General features: G+C 34.6%; 15 protein-coding genes. 8 read left to right on the forward strand and 7 right to left on the reverse strand.

Annotated elements, in window-relative coordinates; all coding sequences use genetic code 11:
- Positions 1-179 precede the first annotated feature (179 nt).
- Positions 180-716 carry a YdcF family protein gene (locus tag ACSULM_RS09780; protein ID WP_436862427.1) on the forward strand — a complete coding sequence of 179 codons (537 nt, stop codon included), beginning with the start codon at positions 180-182 and terminating at the stop codon, positions 714-716.
- Positions 717-974: 258 nt separating this feature from the next.
- The gene (locus tag ACSULM_RS09785; RefSeq protein ID WP_436862428.1) at positions 975-1,460 is read left to right on the forward strand and encodes an SRPBCC family protein; all 486 of its coding nucleotides are present in this window, start codon (positions 975-977) and stop codon (positions 1,458-1,460) included.
- Positions 1,461-1,563: 103 nt separating this feature from the next.
- Here ACSULM_RS09785 and ACSULM_RS09790 read toward each other — a convergent pair whose 3' ends face one another.
- Together ACSULM_RS09790 and ACSULM_RS09795 are read right to left on the reverse strand one after the other, a co-directional pair.
- The gene (locus ACSULM_RS09790) at positions 1,564-2,784 is read right to left on the reverse strand and encodes an Nramp family divalent metal transporter (protein WP_436862429.1); all 1,221 of its coding nucleotides are present in this window, start codon (positions 2,782-2,784) and stop codon (positions 1,564-1,566) included.
- A 16-nt stretch (positions 2,785-2,800) separates the two neighbouring features.
- Complete coding sequence (locus tag ACSULM_RS09795) at positions 2,801-3,745, reverse strand: agmatinase family protein (RefSeq protein WP_436862430.1); 945 nt, start codon at positions 3,743-3,745, stop codon at positions 2,801-2,803.
- A 383-nt stretch (positions 3,746-4,128) separates the two neighbouring features.
- On the opposite strand from ACSULM_RS09795, the gene ACSULM_RS09800 reads away from it, so the two are divergent.
- Positions 4,129-5,526: an amino acid permease gene (locus ACSULM_RS09800; protein ID WP_436862431.1), complete on the forward strand. Its 1,398-nt coding sequence runs from the start codon at positions 4,129-4,131 to the stop codon at positions 5,524-5,526.
- 73 nt (positions 5,527-5,599) lie between these two features.
- Complete coding sequence (locus ACSULM_RS09805) at positions 5,600-6,079, forward strand: SRPBCC domain-containing protein (RefSeq protein WP_436862432.1); 480 nt, start codon at positions 5,600-5,602, stop codon at positions 6,077-6,079.
- 85 nt (positions 6,080-6,164) lie between these two features.
- Here ACSULM_RS09805 and ACSULM_RS09810 read toward each other — a convergent pair whose 3' ends face one another.
- Positions 6,165-6,296: a hypothetical protein gene (locus ACSULM_RS09810; RefSeq protein ID WP_436862433.1), complete on the reverse strand. Its 132-nt coding sequence runs from the start codon at positions 6,294-6,296 to the stop codon at positions 6,165-6,167.
- Between the two features lie 208 nt (positions 6,297-6,504).
- Between ACSULM_RS09810 and ACSULM_RS09815 the strand changes: the two genes are divergently transcribed.
- A complete protein-coding gene (locus ACSULM_RS09815) occupies positions 6,505-6,858 on the forward strand; it encodes a zinc ribbon domain-containing protein YjdM (RefSeq protein WP_436862434.1) in 354 nt (117 codons plus the stop codon).
- 206 nt (positions 6,859-7,064) lie between these two features.
- On the opposite strand, the gene ACSULM_RS09820 is transcribed toward ACSULM_RS09815, so the two are convergent.
- Complete coding sequence (locus tag ACSULM_RS09820; RefSeq protein WP_436862435.1) at positions 7,065-8,231, reverse strand: MFS transporter; 1,167 nt, start codon at positions 8,229-8,231, stop codon at positions 7,065-7,067.
- Positions 8,232-8,352: 121 nt separating this feature from the next.
- On the opposite strand from ACSULM_RS09820, the gene ACSULM_RS09825 reads away from it, so the two are divergent.
- Positions 8,353-9,243, forward strand: a complete 891-nt coding sequence (locus tag ACSULM_RS09825; protein WP_436862436.1) for a LysR family transcriptional regulator — start codon at positions 8,353-8,355, stop codon at positions 9,241-9,243.
- A gap of 87 nt (positions 9,244-9,330) precedes the next feature.
- Here the strand turns inward: ACSULM_RS09825 and ACSULM_RS09830 are convergent, their stop codons facing one another.
- Positions 9,331-9,972, reverse strand: a complete 642-nt coding sequence (locus ACSULM_RS09830; RefSeq protein WP_436862437.1) for a FusB/FusC family EF-G-binding protein — start codon at positions 9,970-9,972, stop codon at positions 9,331-9,333.
- 444 nt (positions 9,973-10,416) lie between these two features.
- On the opposite strand from ACSULM_RS09830, the gene ACSULM_RS09835 reads away from it, so the two are divergent.
- Together ACSULM_RS09835 and ACSULM_RS09840 are read left to right on the forward strand one after the other, a co-directional pair.
- A complete protein-coding gene (locus ACSULM_RS09835) occupies positions 10,417-11,370 on the forward strand; it encodes an NAD-dependent epimerase/dehydratase family protein (RefSeq protein WP_436862438.1) in 954 nt (317 codons plus the stop codon).
- Between the two features lie 331 nt (positions 11,371-11,701).
- On the forward strand, positions 11,702-12,778 hold the full coding sequence (locus ACSULM_RS09840; protein ID WP_436862439.1) for a branched-chain amino acid aminotransferase: 1,077 nt from the start codon (positions 11,702-11,704) through the stop codon (positions 12,776-12,778).
- 67 nt (positions 12,779-12,845) lie between these two features.
- On the opposite strand, the gene ACSULM_RS09845 is transcribed toward ACSULM_RS09840, so the two are convergent.
- Entirely contained in the window at positions 12,846-13,028 is a 183-nt protein-coding gene (locus ACSULM_RS09845; protein WP_436862492.1) for a hypothetical protein, read from the reverse strand.
- A 162-nt stretch (positions 13,029-13,190) separates the two neighbouring features.
- The gene (locus tag ACSULM_RS09850) at positions 13,191-13,409 is read right to left on the reverse strand and encodes a hypothetical protein (protein WP_436862440.1); all 219 of its coding nucleotides are present in this window, start codon (positions 13,407-13,409) and stop codon (positions 13,191-13,193) included.
- Positions 13,410-13,418: the final 9 nt, after the last annotated feature.

Raw genomic sequence — 13,418 nt, forward strand, 5'->3', positions numbered from 1 at the left:
GGTTATTAACATCTTACAATAGAGTGCCGTTTATGGGCATTTTTTTATGAAATTTTAAGAGTGTTGCACTTAATATTACAATCCGTCATATAGAATTAATTGATTTACTGTTTACATTTGTCTTTGTACTCTATTTACTTCACTCGATATTTTATCAATTTGTAGCCTTTAAACGAAAAGTGGACTATATTATAACACTTGGTTCTGGTATTCGGAGCGAAGAAGTTACGCCGTTATTGAAAAGCCGCTTAGATAAGGGGATTGAATATTACTATAAAAATAACAATGCGTATATGGTTGTATCAGGTGGACAAGGTCCTGATGAACCGATACCAGAAGCATTAGCAATGGCACGATATTTGTATAAACAAGGTATTCCAGAAGATAAAGTGATTATTGAAGATAAGTCAACAACAACACTTGAAAATATGAAGTTTTCTAAAGAGAAAATAGAACAACATATTGGAAATGAACAACAAATTGATGATAAAACAATCGTATTTACGACAAATAACTATCATGTCTTACGTGCTGCGATTTATTCTAAAAAAGCGAATTTGAAAGCGCATGGTATTGGCTCACCAACTGCCTATTATTTCTTACCGACAGCGCTTATTAGAGAATATATTGCGCTGATAGTGATGAATAAAATAGGTTTCGGTATATGCTTTGTACTCTATTTAATATTGGCAACTTTATTATTTATTAGAGTGTAACGCTTAGATTGTATATTTTTTTATAATGTTATTAATATTTAATGCTGAACTGAAGTACAATAAAGAAATTTTTAATATAGCAGGCTAGAAGCTAAGACAATTTGTGGTCTTAGCTTCTTTTTTTGAGTTTTGGTATTGATGTTTTGAATTCAGTACGTTGATAAGTGCTTGTGTAAAATTAAGATACGTTTATTTTAATCAAAATAGGTAATGAAACAGTAAGATAGATATTGGTAGATTAATGAGAGGGTGATTGTAATGGACTGGGAAATTGTAAATTTAGATATGACTTTTAAAGTGAAAGCAGATATAGAAACAGTATTTAAAGCGTGGACGGAACCGAAGTTATTTAAACAATGGTTTATGACAATGCCACAAACGAATAAAGTGGCGGAAAACACTTTAGAAGTCAATGGTGACTGGGAAATTGTGGACGTAAGAGATGGCATAGAATATAGAGCGATTGGCACGTATATAGATATCGTAGAACCTTATAAATTAATATTTTCATTTAAAATGCCACAATTTAGTGAATTAGAAGATATCATCACGGTAGAATTTATAGATTTACAAGACGAAACCGAAGTTAAATTCAATCACGGTATAAAAGTTCAAATAGATGATAAGCAAAGTGAACAAGAAATAGAAAAAGCTAAAAGTGATGCGAAATCACAAACAGAAGCAGGTTATGAAATGATGTTCAAAGGTTTAAAACACTTATGTGAAACAGAATCAAATGCGTAATAAAATTTGCGTAACAGATTGCATCTTAGCATGATATAAAAATAACCACCGCTGTCAGCAAAATATAGGCAGAGGTGGTTTTTCTATGGAAATATATGTGTTGTTACGACAGGAAATTATTAATAGCATCGACCAAACTGTAGATACCTAAGAAGGATACGACAAGAACAACAACGCCGCCGAGAAGATTGAGCCACAGCGTATTGACGTAATGCCCCATAAGATTCTTCTTATTAATAATAATAAAGATCAGTATGGCTACAATGGGCAATATAATACCATTAAGTGCTTGCGCAACAAGTAAAACTTGAAGCGGTTCAAAGCCTAATGCAGACGTAATAATGCCAATGATGATAATGGTTGTAAATACAGCTTTATACTTCTTGCTCTCCATACCGCCTTGCCAGCCAAGTAAGCTGCTTATTGTTGCAGCGGCGCCTGTAGGTGAAGCAATGGCAGAAGAAAGACCTGCTGCAAATAACCCAATACTTATCACGAAAGGCGCTGCATTACCAAGTACAGGTTCGAGTGGTCCAGCAAGTTGAATGACACTTGTTACTTCTTTACCTTGTATTAAAGTAGCAGCAGCGATTAAAATAGCAGCTGAAATGATACCGCCAATCGTAATTGAAATTACTGTATCCCAACGTGCGTATTTGAGTTCTTTTATATCTCCAAAGCGTTCGTGTACTGCTGTGGAATGAATGAAGAAATTATAAGGTACTACAGTCGTTCCTATAAGTGCGATGACAGTTATGATAGAACCATTTGGAATTGAAGGGATAAACATACCTTTTAAAATACCAGTAATATCTGGTTTAATCACGATCATTGTGGTTACAAAAATAATGCCCATTATTACCATAAGTACAAGCATGATTTTCTCTAAAAAGCGATAATTGCCAAATAATCCAATGAGTAAGATGATGACACCGATAATAGGGGCAACCCAGTGCTCAGGCAAATGTAATAAATAAGAAGCACCAAGCGAAGTACCTATTAAATCACCACTAATATATGCCGCACAACCAATCGTAACGGGAATTAATGTAAACCATACAATGATGAGTTTGCCAATGCTATGTTTAAATAAATCTTGTATCGCCTCACCCAAGCCTTCACGTGTAACGAGCGATAGGCGAATAATCATTTCTTGTAGCACGATTGTCGCAATAATAGAAAAAGCGACTGCCCATAATAAACTATAACCAAAACCAGCACCACCTTGCGTCATTGTTGTTACGGTGCCTGGTCCAATAAATGAGGCAGTGATAATCATCCCAGGGCCAATTGAACGTAGAATCTTCTTAGCATCTTTGAACAATGTAACCACTCCTCAATTATTTTGTTTGATTTAAATAAGCGACGTGGCCAGCGAGTACATATAAGACTGCTGTAGAGACAAAGTGTGCTGAGTTTTGATTGGTGTCCATCATTGGATAGACTTCAACATAATCCATTCCGCAAAGGCCGAGTTGGCCAAATTCATGAATCATCGTCAATAATTCATAGGAACTTAATCCATTGCCATCGACAGGGCCACCTGGGTTGAATGCGAAATCTAAGACATCACTACAAATCGTTAGGTAAACCACATCGACATCCTTTTGTGCTTGTGCATAAATATTGCGTGCATAGGCTTTTAAATCTTGAGCTTCACGAATGTCATTGATGGTCAAAGTGACCGCACCAGCTTCTTTAGCATATTTTCCAGTAGCTGGTTTATTGCGTGGACCATGAATACCTGTGTGAATAATGCTTTCATTGCGTATACCTTCCGTTTCGTATAATCGCATAAAAGGTGTGTTACGTGCATATGCTTCACCTTCATAATCAGGCATATTATCGTAGTGTGCATCTAAATGTATAATACCGACTTTCTTCCCAGTTTCTGTGAGCGCTTTAAGTATAGGATATGTTACGCCATGCTCGCCGCCAAAACCAACTAAGAATTTACCGCTTTCCCATAATTTCTTGGCAAAATCCGTAATATTGTCATAGCTCTGTTGATTATCGTGAGCAACATATGGAATATCCCCAGCATCTCCCATAGTCAGGTGTTCACTAATATCAATATGGTCTAATTCTGGTAAATATTGACTGTATCGCGCAGAGCATACACGGATTTGTTTCGGTCCTAATTCGACACCAGTGTAGTCTCCCCATGTACTTTCTCCTTCAAAAGGTGCACCATATACGATGACATCTGTATCTAATGTGTTTGTTTGAGTGAGATTTTTACTGTTTAAAAAACAAGGTACATTACCATAAATATTGTTCTTCATCATGTATTTCCTCCCCTTTGTTGTAGATAAGTATATAGATTATTAATTTGCATTTCAAATAAATCTGAAAATTCGAACATCTAACAAACAAATGTAGTAGAAGGTGAATGTGATTAAAGTAGTTGACTGACAAATTAATTATTTATTTTGATATTTTAATTCTTTAAAATGATAAAAAACAAAAGGGCTAATAATACATTGTTATTAAAATTTATTTATATCATTAGTTGTAATTTTCAGAAAAAAAGAATATTATACAACCAAGCATTATTGAGAAATATACGTGTATGTATTACATTAGTTTATTTTATGAAACAAAGGGGCTAATAAACTAAGTATATGGGTTTGATGATGCTTAAAAACAATTGAATGGGGCAAGATTTATGACAAATACTTTGAATAGAGAGTTGAGCAATAGACATATTCAACTTATTGCGATTGGTGGTGCCATAGGGACTGGCTTATTTTTAGGGGCTGGGCAGTCCATTAGTTTAACTGGACCATCTATTCTACTCACTTATATTATTGTCGGTTTTGTATTATTTATGTTCATGCGTGCAATGGGGGAGATGTTGTTATCTAACACAGAGTATAAGACATTCGCCGATATTGCTCATGATCAAATTGGTCCGTTTGCAGGATTTGTAACCGGATGGACGTATTGGCTAACTTGGATTACGTCAGGTATGGCGGAAATCACAGCAGTGGCAAAATACGTCGAGTTTTGGGTACCAGATTTACCAAACTGGATTACATCTTTATCTTGTATTTTGATACTGATGGCGTTTAATTTAACAAGTACGAAAATGTTTGGAGAATTAGAATTTTGGTTTGCAATTATCAAAGTATTGACGATTGTTGCATTAATTGTCGTTGGTATTGTCATGATTGTGTTTGCAATGCAGACACCTTACGGGAAAACGGGTGTATCTAACATATTTAATAATGGTGGACTATTCCCACATGGTGCTTCCGGATTTTTCATGTCATTCCAAATGGTTGTATTTTCATTTACAAGTATTGAAATACTTGGTATTACAGCCGGTGAAACTAAGAATCCAGAGACAACAATTCCGAAAGCGATTAACAGTGTGCCAATTCGAATCTTATTATTCTATGTAGGTGCGCTTGCAGTTATGATGTCAATTATTCCATGGCAAGATATTGATCCAAATAACAGTCCATTCGTGAGCTTATTTGCATTAATCGGGGTACCATTTGCAGCTGGTTTAATTAATTTTGTCGTATTAACGGCAGCATCATCAGCGTGTAATAGTGGTATTTTTGCAAACAGTAGAATCTTGTTTGGTTTATCAGAGAAAAAACAAACACACCATTTATTAATGAAAACAAATAAAAAAGGTGTGCCATATATAGCAATCTTAGTGACATGTTTATTATTATCCATTACCGTGTTACTGAATTATTTTATTCCTAATGCAACACAAGTATTCTTTTATGTAACTGCGATTTCAACAATATTATTAGTCGTGGTATGGATGTTTATTATGCATTCATACAGTAAATATGTTAAAGCACATGCTAAATCACATGCAAAAAGTAAATTTAAATTACCAGGCGGTGTGCACTCGGCTCGATTGGTGCAACTATTCTTTGTCTTTGTGTTGGGTATCTTATTAGTCGTACCTGATACAAGAATGGGTGTCGTATTATCGCCATTATGGTTTATCTTATTAGGTTTGATTTATTTAAGATATACAAGAAAAGCGCGTAAATTAGAATTGGAGAATCAATCTGATTCCAAGATTAAAATGGATTAAGCCGGGAATAGCATGATAGAGTTACGAAATGCAGAACAACTTATGTATTGTTAATCGAAAGGGGCAGAATGATATGGATGCTGTATATTCGAAAGATGATCAAGGTGCATATCAAACCTTGAAAATCACAATCGACAAAGATGTTGCAACGGTCTTTCATTATCTAAGTACTACAGAAGGTATACAACAATGGTTTCCGCAGTTAGCATTTGAATCACGACAAGTGGGCGGTAAAATGACGTTTCACATGGAAGGGCAAGACGATATGGAAATGGAAATCACTGCCTTCGAGGACAATGAAGCGATTGGTTATACTTGGGATAGTGGAACAGTAAGGTTTGATGTAATTGGTGAGGGCAATCAGACGATTCTCGTATTTGATGAATTTCTACCGTATGCCTTTCCACATATTGTACTCGATTTCTCAGGTTGGCAATTTCAAATGGAAAGCATAAAAAGCGTAGCAGAAACCGGGCAACCTATTGATCAAAGTGATTGTGATTTTGATAGTAAAAAGCAAGAAATCGCACAACAACTTGAATTAGAAGCATAAGACATATAAAAAAGCATCGGCCGAAGTACGATATGTACTTGGTCGATGTTTTTTTAATGAACTAAATCATTTACGTTATCTATTATTAAAATTTGTCTTTTAAATCTTTTGCTTTATCTTGTGCTTGATCTTTAACTTCTTGTTGTTTGTCTTTATCGTTTTTCACTTCGTCTACTTTGTCTTGCGCTTGGTCTTTAAAATCATCAAATTTACTCATTATAAAAGCCTCCTTTATGATTTGTGACACCAGTACTTTTCCACTTAAAAACATTATTAAACATTTTTATGTGGTTTTTATGTGGAATATTTGAAAATAAATATTTGGCTGAGATTGAAAACTTTGTAAAAATTGTGGAGAAAATAGGCTATATATTTTATAATATGGTAGATTATGCGCAACAGAACAATTTAATGGAGGTTTAATAATGGAATATACTTTACCAAATTGTCCAGAATGTGACTCGAGCTATACATATGAAGATGGCAACTTACTTGTTTGTCCAATGTGTAGCCATGAATGGTCAGCTGCTGAAAACAGTGAGAATGAAGAAGCAAAAATTACAAGAGATGTAAATGGTCATGTCCTTGAAGATGGGGACTCAGTAACAGTAATTAAAGATTTAAAAGTAAAAGGTACATCATTTGTCATTAAGCAAGGTACTAAAGTGAAAAGTATCCGTATCGTAGAACCAGAAGACGGTCATGATATAGACGCTAAGGTTGATAAAATCGGCTTAGTCGGATTAAAGTCTTCACTTGTGAAAAAGTTAAAAGGCTAATTATCAAGACAACCTGCATTTAATGCATTAAACCCCTCACTATTCGGCGTAGTGAGGGGTTTTTGATATGATTTAATCGTCTATTTTACTTTTGTAGTGCTTGCGAAGACCCTAGTTCAACACAAAATTGACTATCTTTAAATTAAAGTTCTTTAGGTAGTTTATAGTTTAAACTATGCTGTAATCTGAAGTAACCAAATGTTTCGTTAACGAGTCGCTTTTCTACCATGCATAAAGTAATAAAGTACGATTGAAAAGATAACGAGTATGGCCATTGTGACATATAAATTGCGGTAACCCATGAATGGGATGAGAATACCTAGAATAAATGGACCAATGCCTGCACCAAAGTCTGCGAACATATAGAATGTAGACGTTGCTAATCCAATTTTCGATTTAGGTGATTGTTGAATAGCAATGGCTTGGGCACTTGGAACGATTGTACCGTAGCCAATACCTACAAAGATTGCTGATATGAGTAATAACAGACTTGTATGTGTTAGCGCTAAAAGTGTTAAGCCAAGTGTGAAACTGATTAATACAGGATACATGATTTTATTTTCGCCGTAATTATCATAAATTTTACCGGTAAATGGACGTGTCACAAATGTGCTGACTGCATAAACAATAAAGAAGAAACTAGATGCAGTAGCGAGATTGATTTGTTCAGTATAAACCGTTAAGAAAGATAGCACACTTGAATAAGCAATACCCACGAAGATAATGACAAATGAAATTGGTAGTGCTTCTTTTTGGATATAAGCGCCCAATCCTTTTGTTTCAGCATTATTACTTTTAGTAGGTTGTGCTTTTGGTAAACGTTTTACAAATAACGCAGCGATAAATGCAATAAGTATAATTACGAGACTAACTACGAATATTGATTCAAAACCAAAACGTTGGTTTAAAATAATTCCACAAAATGGTCCAATAGCAGATGCGGTTGGAACACTCAGTGCATAATAGCCGATCCCTTCGCCTTTACGATTTTCAGGAATAATTCTAGATGAAATTGTACCAGTTGCTGTCGATGCTAATCCAAATGCGATACCATGCAATAGGCGAACAATCATTAATATCGCTAAACTATGAATTGCGAAATATAATCCGACTGTAATAATGGAGCAAATGATACCGAAGAGTAATACGTTTTTGGGTTGTAAATAATCAATCACGCGTCCGGCGGCAAGCCGTCCGAATAACATACCAATAATGAAAATACCGGCAGCTAAACCGCCCATACTTTCAGATGCGTGAAATTTATCTATTGTAAATATGGTAACTGTTACGATTAATGTATAATGAATTAAATACATTAAGAAATTGACCAATGTGATAAAGATAAAGTCTTTCGACCAGAGTTTATCGTACATATAATAACCGTCCTTTAACTATTTTGTCTGTACTATTTATTATAATGATTAATATATGCTAATGTAAAATTAGTATTTTTGATATTTCCATAAGTAACGCTTATATAAAAGAGGTGAGTAAATGAATTTTGAACAACTCGCATACGTTCAAAAAATATATGAAACTGAATCAATCGTCCATGCTGCAGCAGCAATGCATATTAGTCAATCTGCAATGAGTCAATCGATTGCCAACCTGGAGTCGGAGTTAGACGCTAAACTATTTGAACGGTCGCGTAAAGGGACGTTGCCAACAGATATTGGTAAGAAGTTAATTCCACGTATGATTAATATTTTAGAGGCGCAAGATGAACTGTTATCGGAAGTTGAAGCGATACATGCAAACATTTCAGGTTCATTAAAAATTGCAACGATACCAACGCTTTTTAACAAAATTGTTCCAAAAGCATTATCAGCGTTTAAACAAGATTATCCGCATATTGAAGTAGAAGTCATTGAAAGTGATCGTGATGAAATATTGAAAATGATAGAGATGAATACGGTGGATATAGGACTAATTGGTAAGACAGAAACGGAAACGTTTGGTCCACAAATTGATATGCATGCATTGAATATTGCTACAGATTTTAAGTTGATAGTTCCTAAAAAATCTAAATTAGCGTTACAAGATACGGTTCAAATGGAGTCCATCAGTGCCTATCCGTTTGTTTTATATGATCGAAACTTCTATCACCATAATTTCAAACAATTTGAAGAAGAAAATGGCCCCTTAAAAATCGTATTTCGTACCAATAATCCGAGTGTATTGATCAAAACGGTGTCAGAAGGTTTAGGTGTCAGTATTGTATCTAGTTTGATGTTAGAAGATGATCCATTTATCTTAAATGGGTTGATTGAAACGTTGCCGATTGGTGCACCATTTGATTATTATATTTATTTTACAGCCATCTCTCATTCAGATAGAAGTAATGCACGGACGATACAAACATTTATCAACTATTTAAGAAAATAAAATAGCGCCTATAAAAAAAGTGGGACAGAAGTCAATTTCTAAAAGAGATTTCGATGTCCCACTCCCAATAAGCGCGATTATTTTAAGTTATTGTATTTTATTTAAGAAATGATGGAAATGCGATAAATCTGATATTTGTCGGTTACAAACTGTACTATCGAAACAAATATAGTCGCCTTTTTTAGTATATTGTCCATCATTGGCTGTACGTGTTTTTCTCATAAATAGGCTAACACGTGATTCTTTATTACAAATTGAACAGAAGCCTTTGACTGTTTGGTTTGAAATATCACCATGAAAACCTTCAAGTTGACCTAATGTATTGTAATAAATGATATATTTTCTGTTTGAAGCAATATCATTCCAACCAATGAAGGTACTTTCTTTAAGGATTTCTTCACTGATTAGTGGTGTTTTTAATTTTTTGATTTTCCTAAATACCTTATCGACTTGCTTTTTAGTCGGATGTTCAAACGGGATGACATAGGATTGTAATGTTTCTAACACTTTTTCTGCTTGGCCCTTTGTTAATTGAACATTCATTAATTTTTCTACTTCTGAGTGAATCGTCGCATCTGGCGTTGGAAATGTGTTAAGGATTTCCTCGCGTGTGACGTCTTTAATAGAAGCAACCGTATTGGGATCATTCACCGAATTATAGACATTGACTAAGTGAGCGATACGTTCTTTTATATAATTAAATTGATAAGGTTGTATTTGTGGTTTCATTTTTAAAATTCCTTTCACATCTTGTTTGTCTGTATGCATAAGAAAGATGCTTTGTGAAAAGGAAATTGCTTACAAAGCATCGACTACTTAAATCGTCTGCTTTGTATTAATAATGTGGCATTTTTGTGCAACATATTATCATCTCCAAAAACGTTTAATATATATCTTATATCAACATCGGCAAAATATGTCAAATTTGTAAGTGTAAGTGGGGGACCTGTGCTGATGTTTTTAGATAAATAGCAAGATAAGTAATTAAAAAAAATCGTCCTTTGTAGCCGTAAAATATTAGACATTAGCGATGTACCTTGCTAAAATCCAATAGAATTGTTCACTCAATGTATACAGTAAAGCGCTTTTATTGTATAATGTGAGTGAAAATAAGAGTGTTGTCCACTTCAGAAATACATTACATTTTTTGTAATATACAAGGGAGATAGAAATATGAAAAAAATTATGATTACTGGTGCATTAGGACAAATTGGTACTGAATTAGTTGTAAAATGTAGAGAATTATACGGGAATGATAATGTTTTAGCTACAGATATTAGAGAACCTGAAGCAGGCGCTGCCATTGCTGATGGACCATTTGAAATATTAGATGTAACAGACAGAGAACGTATGAATGAACTTGTTGAATCATTCAAACCAGATACAATGATGCACATGGCTGCATTATTATCGGCAACTGCTGAAAAAAATCCATTATTTGCATGGGATTTAAATATGGGCGGTTTAATGAATGCGTTAGAAGTTGCTCGTGAACATGGATTACAATTCTTCACTCCAAGTTCAATCGGCGCATTTGGACCGTCAACACCGAAAGTAAATACACCTCAAGTGACAATTCAACGTCCGACATCTATGTACGGTGTGAATAAAGTAGCTGGTGAATTATTATGCCAATACTACTTTGACAAATTTGGTGTAGATACACGTAGTGTGAGATTCCCTGGATTGATTTCTCATATTAAAGAGCCAGGCGGCGGTACAACAGATTACGCTGTAGATATTTATTTCCAAGCAGTGAGAGAAGGAAAATATTCAAGCTTTATCGCTAAAGATACATTTATGGACATGATGTTTATGGATGATGCGATTAATGCCATTATTCAACTTATGGAAGCGGACGGTGTTAAATTAATTAACCGTAACGCTTATAACTTAAGTGGTATGAGTATTGAGCCAGAAATGGTTAAAGAAGCAATTCAAGAACATTATCCAGACTTCAAATTAGATTATGACGTTGATCCAGTAAGACAATCGATTGCAGATAGCTGGCCAGATAGTATCGATGTAAGTTGTGCGAGAGCTGAATGGGGCTTTGATCCACAATACGATTTAAATAAAATGACAAAAGTTATGTTAGAAGCTATTGAAGCAAAAGAAAAAGCATAGGGAGTGGGACAGAAATCTAATTTTATATTAAAGATTTCGTAGTCCCACCCCGGCAAAGATGACTAGGGTTGAAAAAAGCTTGATATAAGCGCATTTTCAATTCAGTCATCTACTGCCTAATTTGACACGAGCCTGAGACATCTATTTATGTCCCAGGCTTTTTAATTTTTAAGCAAGCGGATATTATTTTGGGGTGTAATACAACGTATAGTTTTTATGGCACCATTATTGTTATTGTATTTGAAATTTTTTGAAAATTATTGAACAGCAAACGTTGGATTGGTATAATTTAATATATTACTTAAGAAATGAACATTGGGAGGAAATCATCATGCCAGAAAAAATTAAGTTTGTACAACGTGAAACGCTAAAAGAAAAGCCAAATCCAAGTGAATTAGGTTTTGGAAAATACTTCACAGATTATATGTTAAGTTTCGACTATGATATTGATCAAGGTTGGCATGATTTAAAGATTGTGCCTTATGGTCCAATCGAAATTTCTCCAGCAGCACAAGGCCTTCATTATGGTCAATCAGTATTTGAAGGTTTGAAAGCATATAAACATGACGGCGAAGTTGATTTATTCCGTCCATCAGAGAATTTTAAACGTATTAATAAATCATTGGCACGTCTAGATATGCCTCAAGTAGACGAAGCAGTACTACTAGAAGGATTAAAACAATTAGTAGATGTTGAACGTGATTGGGTACCTGAAGGCGAAGGACAATCATTATATATTCGTCCATATGTGTTTGCGACAGAAGGTATCTTAGGTGTGCGTCCGTCGTATTCATATAAATTACTAATTATTCTATCACCATCAGGCTCATATTATGGTGGTGCATCATTAAATCCAACGAAAATCTATGTAGAAGACCAATACGTACGTGCAGTACGTGGTGGTGTGGGCTACGCCAAAGTTGCAGGTAACTATGCAGCGAGTTTATTAGCGCAATCGAATGCTACAGCATTAGGCTATGACCAAGTATTATGGTTAGATGGTGTTGAGCAGAAATATGTGGAAGAAGTAGGTAGTATGAATATCTTCTTCGTTGAGAATGGCAAACTGGTAACGCCTGAATTAAACGGCAGTATTTTACCAGGAATTACACGTAAAACTGTCATTGAACTTGCTCAGAATCTAGGCTATGAAGTGGAAGAACGTAAAGTATCTATCGACGAACTCATTGAAGCACATAATAAAGGTGAATTGACTGAAGTCTTTGGTACAGGTACAGCAGCCGTGATTTCTCCAGTAGGTCAGTTAAAATACGGAGAAACAGAAATTGTAATCAACAATAATGAAACAGGCGAAATTACGCAACGATTATACGATAATTACACTGGTATTCAAAGTGGTAAACTTGAAGATCCACAAGGTTGGAGAGTCGTTGTTCCAAGATATTAATATATAAATGCAGCAAGCTAGAAACGATTACTTAATTCGTCGCTAGCTTGTTTTTTTGATAAGATATTCAATTTTTAGGGTTAGCGTTATAGATGATTGAGGCGATACCTAAGCCAATTAAAAGGAAAATCAACAAATAAATAGAAAAGTTATTAGTACGAATATAGAAATAAAATAGTGAAAAATGGAGCAATGCCGCGATGAAATACACAGGTATGAAGCCTGGTTTCCAAAATATAGAGTCTTTCATTTCATTATTCATTGCATAACCTCCACTATTAAAAGTTCATAAAAGTTAATAGGAATTGAAAAACGCTTATATTATGCTTTTTTCAAACTTAGTCATACTTGCCGAGGTGAGGCAAAGAAATTTTTATTAGAAAATTTTATTCTGTCCCACTCTCATTAAAAATTATTTAGAATCATCTTCTATAGCACTTTCTTCTTTCATGCCCTCTTTAAATCCTTGCTTAAAAGCGTCTACACTATAAAAACCACTTACGATAACCATAGCAAAGGCAAGTATAGCAATACCTTTATACCAACTTGAAGGCGTCATTGGCTTGTCTCTTTTTGAAAAATAAACCCCAATAATTAAAGAAACGATAATAAATACAATGATATAACCCATCTTTAACAC

This window comes from Staphylococcus caeli (assembly GCF_051413795.1).
In the GTDB taxonomy this organism is placed as follows: domain Bacteria; phylum Bacillota; class Bacilli; order Staphylococcales; family Staphylococcaceae; genus Staphylococcus; species Staphylococcus caeli_A.